The sequence below is a fragment of the Paraburkholderia sp. BCC1884 genome (genome assembly GCF_900996225.1).
In the GTDB taxonomy this organism is placed as follows: domain Bacteria; phylum Pseudomonadota; class Gammaproteobacteria; order Burkholderiales; family Burkholderiaceae; genus Paraburkholderia.
Map to the genome: position 1 here is coordinate 1 of NZ_CAAJGL010000072.1, position 5,574 is coordinate 5,574.

The window sequence follows — 5,574 nt, forward strand, 5'->3', positions numbered from 1 at the left end:
TTGCTGCTTGGGAGCCTGACGATTACCTACTTTCACACGGGAATCCGCACTATCATCGGCGTGGAGTCGTTTCACGGTCCTGTTCGGGATGGGAAGGGGTGGTACCGACTCGCTATGGTCATCAGGCATGACTTGTTGCTGTACTGCTGCGTGAGCAATACAGCCAATCTGGAAGAAGTAGTTTCTGATGATGGAACATCAGGGAAGGCGGGGTTGTGTTGTTTCTGGCACAACACTGATCTCAACCGGCGTCTGTGCTCGCCTCCTGTGGAGGTTCACACTATCCCCTTCGGGGATCAGACCAGTGTAAGCGCTAAAGCGCTAACGCTGGTCGAGACACACTTGTTATAGGATCAAGCCTTACGGGCAATTAGTATCAGTTAGCTTAACGCATTACTGCGCTTCCACACCTGACCTATCAACGTCCTGGTCTTGAACGACCCTTCAAGGGGCTCGAAGCCCCGGGGATATCTCATCTTAAGGCGAGTTTCCCGCTTAGATGCTTTCAGCGGTTATCTCTTCCGAACATAGCTACCCGGCGATGCCACTGGCGTGACAACCGGTACACCAGAGGTTCGTCCACTCCGGTCCTCTCGTACTAGGAGCAGCCCCCTTCAAATATCCAGCGCCCACGGCAGATAGGGACCAAACTGTCTCACGACGTTTTAAACCCAGCTCACGTACCTCTTTAAATGGCGAACAGCCATACCCTTGGGACCGGCTACAGCCCCAGGATGAGATGAGCCGACATCGAGGTGCCAAACACCGCCGTCGATATGAACTCTTGGGCGGTATCAGCCTGTTATCCCCAGAGTACCTTTTATCCGTTGAGCGATGGCCCTTCCATACAGAACCACCGGATCACTATGACCTGCTTTCGCACCTGCTCGACTTGTCGGTCTCGCAGTTAAGCACGCTTATGCCATTGCACTATCAGCACGATTTCCGACCGTACCTAGCGTACCTTCGTACTCCTCCGTTACACTTTGGGAGGAGACCGCCCCAGTCAAACTGCCTACCATGCACTGTCCCCAGTCCGGATAACGGACCAAGGTTAGAACCTCAAACAAACCAGGGTGGTATTTCAAGGTTGGCTCCACGCAGACTGGCGTCCACGCTTCATAGCCTCCCACCTATCCTACACAGATCGGTTCAAAGTCCAATGCAAAGCTACAGTAAAGGTTCATGGGGTCTTTCCGTCTAGCCGCGGGGAGATTGCATCATCACAAACACTTCAACTTCGCTGAGTCTCGGGAGGAGACAGTGTGGCCATCGTTACGCCATTCGTGCAGGTCGGAACTTACCCGACAAGGAATTTCGCTACCTTAGGACCGTTATAGTTACGGCCGCCGTTTACCGGGACTTCAATCAAGAGCTTGCACCCCATCATTTAATCTTCCGGCACCGGGCAGGCGTCACACCCTATACGTCCACTTTCGTGTTTGCAGAGTGCTGTGTTTTTATTAAACAGTCGCAGCCACCAGTTTATTGCAACCCCTTCACCCTTTGCCCGCAGGGGCATCAAGCTACAGGGGCGTACCTTATCCCGAAGTTACGGTACCAATTTGCCGAGTTCCTTCTCCCGAGTTCTCTCAAGCGCCTTAGAATACTCATCTCGCCCACCTGTGTCGGTTTGCGGTACGGTCTTGTTAAACTGAAGCTTAGAGGCTTTTCTTGGAACCACTTCCGATTGCTTCTTCACCTAAGTGAATGGCCTCACACCCTTGAATTGCGCGCCCGGATTTGCCTAAGCGCCTTCTCCAATGCAAGGACCGGGACTTCCAACACCCGGACAACCTTCCGCGATCCGTCCCCCCATCGCATTTAACAATGGTGCAGGAATATTAACCTGCTTCCCATCAGCTACGCATTTCTGCCTCGCCTTAGGGGCCGACTCACCCTACGCCGATGAACGTTGCGTAGGAAACCTTGGGCTTACGGCGAGGGGGCTTTTCACCCCCTTTATCGCTACTCATGTCAGCATTCGCACTTCCGATACCTCCAGCGCACTTTTCAATGCACCTTCGCAGGCTTACGGAACGCTCTCCTACCATGCACATAAATGTGCATCCGCAGCTTCGGTATATTGCTTAGCCCCGTTACATCTTCCGCGCAGGACGACTCGATCAGTGAGCTATTACGCTTTCTTTAAAGGATGGCTGCTTCTAAGCCAACCTCCTGACTGTTTTAGCCTTCCCACTTCGTTTCCCACTTAGCAATATTTGGGGACCTTAGCTGGCGGTCTGGGTTGTTTCCCTCTTGACACCGGACGTTAGCACCCGATGTCTGTCTCCCGTGATTGCACTCTTCGGTATTCGGAGTTTGCTATGGCGTAGTAATCCGCAATGGACCCCACAACCATGACAGTGCTCTACCCCCGAAGGTGATACACGAGGCACTACCTAAATAGTTTTCGGAGAGAACCAGCTATTTCCAGGTTTGTTTAGCCTTTCACCCCTATCCACAGCTCATCCCCTAACTTTTCAACGTTAGTGGGTTCGGACCTCCAGTACGTGTTACCGCACCTTCATCCTGGCCATGGATAGATCACCTGGTTTCGGGTCTACACCCAGCGACTGAATCGCCCTGTTCGGACTCGCTTTCGCTACGCCTGCCCTAATCGGTTAAGCTTGCCACTGAATGTAAGTCGCTGACCCATTATACAAAAGGTACGCAGTCACCCCTCAAGGAGGCTCCTACTGTTTGTATGCATGCGGTTTCAGGATCTATTTCACTCCCCTCCCGGGGTTCTTTTCGCCTTTCCCTCACGGTACTGGTTCACTATCGGTCGATCACGAGTATTTAGCCTTGGAGGATGGTCCCCCCATCTTCAGACAGGATTTCACGTGTCCCGCCCTACTTGTCGTACACCTAGTTCTTCCTCGCTGTTTTCGTCTACAGGGCTATCACCTGCTATGGCGGCACTTTCCAGAGCCTTCGACTAACAATGAAGATAAAGAGTACAGGCTGGTCCCATTTCGCTCGCCACTACTCTGGGAATCTCGGTTGATTTCTTTTCCTGCGGTTACTTAGATGTTTCAGTTCACCGCGTTCGCTTCGCATGACCTATGTATTCAGTCATGGATGACCCATACGGGCCGGGTTTCCCCATTCGGATATCGGAGGATCAAAGCTCGTTTGCCAGCTCCCCTCCGCTTTTCGCAGGCTACCGCGTCCTTCATCGCCTGTGATCGCCAAGGCATCCACCACATGCACTTGTTCGCTTGACCCTATAACGAGTGTGTCTCTCGAGCACATCGCTACAGGTTGAGTATTCGTGTTGCGCCGTATTCCAAAGCAATCTTTCGATCACTTTTTCATACATTGATACAATCACAACCCTGATTCACCTACTCAATCACCCATCTCTAAGTGATCTTTCGTGAATCTCTTTACTACTTCTTCCTGATTGTTAAAGAACGACAGCCGATATGAAGCTCTGCCTCACATCACTCTGACTGGCTCAATCGCCAATGCCAAACACTCAGTTCAACTGAACCCTTGGCATTGAAGATTGGTGGAGGATGACGGGATCGAACCGACGACCCCCTGCTTGCAAAGCAGGTGCTCTCCCAGCTGAGCTAATCCCCCAGTCATGCACAGATACTGCTATCTGCTTTCTACCCAGGGGCAAAGGTGCTTTTACACCCTCATCAATTAGCGCCAGCCACCGCAGAAACAGTGGTGGGTCTGGATGGATTCGAACCATCGACCCCCGCCTTATCAAGACGGTGCTCTAACCAACTGAGCTACAGACCCCTGAGTCTGTCCTAATTCACAGCCGATAAGCGTGAGCGCTCAACGCATTGATGCGTTAGCTCGAGAAAGGAGGTGATCCAGCCGCACCTTCCGATACGGCTACCTTGTTACGACTTCACCCCAGTCATGAATCCCACCGTGGTAAGCGCCCTCCTTGCGGTTAGGCTACCTACTTCTGGTGAAACCCACTCCCATGGTGTGACGGGCGGTGTGTACAAGACCCGGGAACGTATTCACCGCGGCATGCTGATCCGCGATTACTAGCGATTCCAGCTTCACGCACTCGAGTTGCAGAGTGCGATCCGGACTACGATCGGTTTTCTGGGATTGGCTCCACCTCGCGGCTTGGCAACCCTCTGTTCCGACCATTGTATGACGTGTGAAGCCCTACCCATAAGGGCCATGAGGACTTGACGTCATCCCCACCTTCCTCCGGTTTGTCACCGGCAGTCTCCCTAGAGTGCTCTTGCGTAGCAACTAGGGACAAGGGTTGCGCTCGTTGCGGGACTTAACCCAACATCTCACGACACGAGCTGACGACAGCCATGCAGCACCTGTGTTATGGCTCCCTTTCGGGCACTCCCACCTCTCAGCAGGATTCCATACATGTCAAGGGTAGGTAAGGTTTTTCGCGTTGCATCGAATTAATCCACATCATCCACCGCTTGTGCGGGTCCCCGTCAATTCCTTTGAGTTTTAATCTTGCGACCGTACTCCCCAGGCGGTCAACTTCACGCGTTAGCTACGTTACTAAGGAAATGAATCCCCAACAACTAGTTGACATCGTTTAGGGCGTGGACTACCAGGGTATCTAATCCTGTTTGCTCCCCACGCTTTCGTGCATGAGCGTCAGTATTGGCCCAGGGGGCTGCCTTCGCCATCGGTATTCCTCCACATCTCTACGCATTTCACTGCTACACGTGGAATTCTACCCCCCTCTGCCATACTCTAGCCCGCCAGTCACAAATGCAGTTCCCAGGTTAAGCCCGGGGATTTCACATCTGTCTTAGCGAACCGCCTGCGCACGCTTTACGCCCAGTAATTCCGATTAACGCTTGCACCCTACGTATTACCGCGGCTGCTGGCACGTAGTTAGCCGGTGCTTATTCTTCCGGTACCGTCATCCCCCCCAGGTATTAACCAGGAGGTTTTCTTTCCGGACAAAAGTGCTTTACAACCCGAAGGCCTTCTTCACACACGCGGCATTGCTGGATCAGGCTTGCGCCCATTGTCCAAAATTCCCCACTGCTGCCTCCCGTAGGAGTCTGGGCCGTGTCTCAGTCCCAGTGTGGCTGGTCGTCCTCTCAGACCAGCTACAGATCGTCGCCTTGGTAGGCCTTTACCCCACCAACTAGCTAATCTGCCATCGGCCGCCCCTGTAGCGAGAGGTCCTAAGATCCCCCCCTTTCCTCCGTAGAGCGTATGCGGTATTAATCCGGCTTTCGCCGGGCTATCCCCCACTACAGGACACGTTCCGATGTATTACTCACCCGTTCGCCACTCGCCACCAGGGTTGCCCCCGTGCTGCCGTTCGACTTGCATGTGTAAGGCATGCCGCCAGCGTTCAATCTGAGCCAGGATCAAACTCTTCAGTTCAAACCTGTTACTGTTTTTCGGTTCCGTTAAGAACCGGTCGCTCACTCAACGTACTGACGAATTGTTTAACCATCTCGCGATGCTCAAACCTTCCTTTCATTACTGTGTGAGACTTGATACTTCTGCTTTGCGCCAGACCCCGAAGGACCCGGCTCGCATCGCGCATCAAGCGCCCACACTTATCGGCTGTTAATTTTTAAAGATCGAGTACGCATCCAC

2 tRNA genes and 3 rRNA genes are annotated in these 5,574 nt (G+C 53.0%); all 5 read right to left on the reverse strand.

Going from position 1 to position 5,574, the window contains the following annotated elements:
- Positions 1–13 precede the first annotated feature (13 nt).
- Positions 14–126: ribosomal RNA gene (gene rrf, locus FQ705_RS15355) — 5S ribosomal RNA — on the reverse strand.
- A gap of 223 nt (positions 127–349) precedes the next feature.
- Positions 350–3,230 (reverse strand): 23S ribosomal RNA (locus FQ705_RS15360).
- A 285-nt stretch (positions 3,231–3,515) separates the two neighbouring features.
- Positions 3,516–3,591 (reverse strand) — tRNA-Ala (locus FQ705_RS15365).
- A gap of 91 nt (positions 3,592–3,682) precedes the next feature.
- A tRNA-Ile gene (locus FQ705_RS15370) sits at positions 3,683–3,759 on the reverse strand.
- A 65-nt stretch (positions 3,760–3,824) separates the two neighbouring features.
- Positions 3,825–5,355: ribosomal RNA gene (locus FQ705_RS15375) — 16S ribosomal RNA — on the reverse strand.
- The 16S, 23S and 5S rRNA genes sit together here with 2 tRNA genes alongside, the layout of an rRNA operon.
- Positions 5,356–5,574 lie beyond the last annotated feature (219 nt).